We start from the raw sequence: 1,832 nt of genomic DNA on the forward strand, positions 1-1,832 counted from the left end.
AAAAAAATTACACGGAGGTTGATAGGAAATGATTATCAACAACAACATCCCTGCGTTAAACACACATCGCATGCTAGCGGCAAATAACTTAGCTGCTCAAAAAGCAATGGAAAAGTTGTCTTCCGGTATGCGCATCAACCGTGCCGGTGACGACGCTGCCGGTTTGGCCATCTCTGAAAAAATGCGCGCTCAAATCCGGGGATTGAACCAGGCTATTCGGAATGCTCAGGATGGCATCTCCCTGATTCAGACCGCTGAGGGGGCTCTGCAGGAAACCCATGCCATTCTGCAGCGTATGCGGGAACTGGCCGTTCAGGCTGCCAACGACACCAACACTGAAGCTGACCGGAAAGAGCTGCAAAAAGAAGTGAACCAATTAATTGATGAATTGAACCGTATTTCAGCTAATACTGAATTTAACACCAAGACATTACTCAATGGCGATCTCACTATTAAATTAGATGGAACCATTAGTAACACTGAGTACGCTTCTGATTTTCGTTTTGTTGATGGTGAACTTTCTTCGGATTCAACTGTTAGCCTCTCACAGCAAGTAGAATATGAAGATAAAGACGATGGTGACTTTAAAGAAATAACATTTACTGTTACAGTTAATGGAGCTAGCTCTACTGTAAAATTTACAGCAGACGACATTGAGAATGATATTTTAACAAAAGAGGTAACTGTGGGTGGTGCAACATTCTCCGTTACCGTTAATGATGCAGTCGCTGATACAACTGGTAAAGGACTTGGCGAACTATCAACAGCAGATACATTCAAGGTCAAAGGTACCCGTTTAAGTTTCCACATCGGTGCAAACCAAGATCAAAACATTAAACTTTCTTTAACAGACATGTCTGCTAATGCGTTAAATGTTGAAGGCATCTCTGTTTCTGATACAGAATCTGCAAACGAAGCAATCACTATTATCAATAATGCTATTGAAAAAGTATCCGCCGAGCACTCCAAACTGGGTGCCTACCAAAACCGCTTAGAGCACACCATCAACAACCTCGGCACTTCTGTTGAAAACTTGCAAGCGGCTGAATCCCGCATCAGAGATGTGGATATGGCCCGTGAGATCATGGAGTTTACCCGTGCCAACATCCTGTCTCAAGCGTCTCAAGCGATGCTGGCCCAAGCCAATCAACTGCCTCAATCCGTATTGCAACTGCTTGGATAATAATAACAAACCAAGTGGCCATCTGTTGATGATGGCCACTTTTTCAATATGGTTTTGATTAATGAATATGGCAGAAAGGACGAATGGAATTGGAACTGGCGTATCAGGCCATTGATTGTGGCAGACATTCTGGAAATCATTGCCTTCGTGATCTGTATTGGCCAGAATTGCTATGGGCAGCCGTCTCCGTTGGCAAACGGAGTCATCGAGATTGGGATGGCATTGTTGTCCAGGTAGAAAAACTATGGTATGCTTGGCAAGCACATCTTGAGAAGGTTAGGTAAAGACAAAAACAAAAATATTGTTCCAGCGGGCTTTAATATGTTAAAGTAGTACCATAAAAAGCGGATGCTGGTTAAAGAAAGGATCATGTCCGGTATGCGTATCCGGTATGCGTCCTTGACGATGATCATGTAAACGGAGGAATAATATGAGTATCAGACCAATGTCAGCCAAAACCTATCGCCGGCTGTTGAATGTTTCCCTGCGGAAAGAACCGGCCACGGCCTGGTTTAAGGATGCCTGTTATTTAAACGTCTATACAGGCCAGGTGGAAAAAGGCCATATTTACCTGGCCGGAGAGCGCATCGCCTATGTGGGTGATCAAGAACCGCTGGTAGACGGCCAAACCATGATCATTGAGCTGGAC

General features: G+C 44.3%; 2 protein-coding genes and 1 pseudogene. All 3 read left to right on the plus strand.

Translation table 11 applies throughout. The annotated features are described in order from the left end of the window. The first annotated feature begins 28 nt into the window (after positions 1-28). Positions 29-1,183, plus strand: coding sequence for a flagellin N-terminal helical domain-containing protein (locus IEW48_RS16570; protein WP_188624707.1), 1,155 nt, complete (start codon positions 29-31; stop codon positions 1,181-1,183). A gap of 48 nt (positions 1,184-1,231) precedes the next feature. Continuing rightward, on the plus strand, positions 1,232-1,420 hold the full coding sequence (locus tag IEW48_RS16575) for a hypothetical protein (RefSeq protein ID WP_188624364.1): 189 nt from the start codon (positions 1,232-1,234) through the stop codon (positions 1,418-1,420). Between the two features lie 193 nt (positions 1,421-1,613). After that, positions 1,614-1,832, plus strand: a pseudogene (locus IEW48_RS16580) (adenine deaminase C-terminal domain-containing protein); the annotation flags it as partial.

Origin of the sequence: Caldalkalibacillus thermarum, from assembly GCF_014644735.1 — a bacterium.
Lineage (GTDB): Bacteria > Bacillota > Bacilli > Caldalkalibacillales > Caldalkalibacillaceae > Caldalkalibacillus > Caldalkalibacillus thermarum.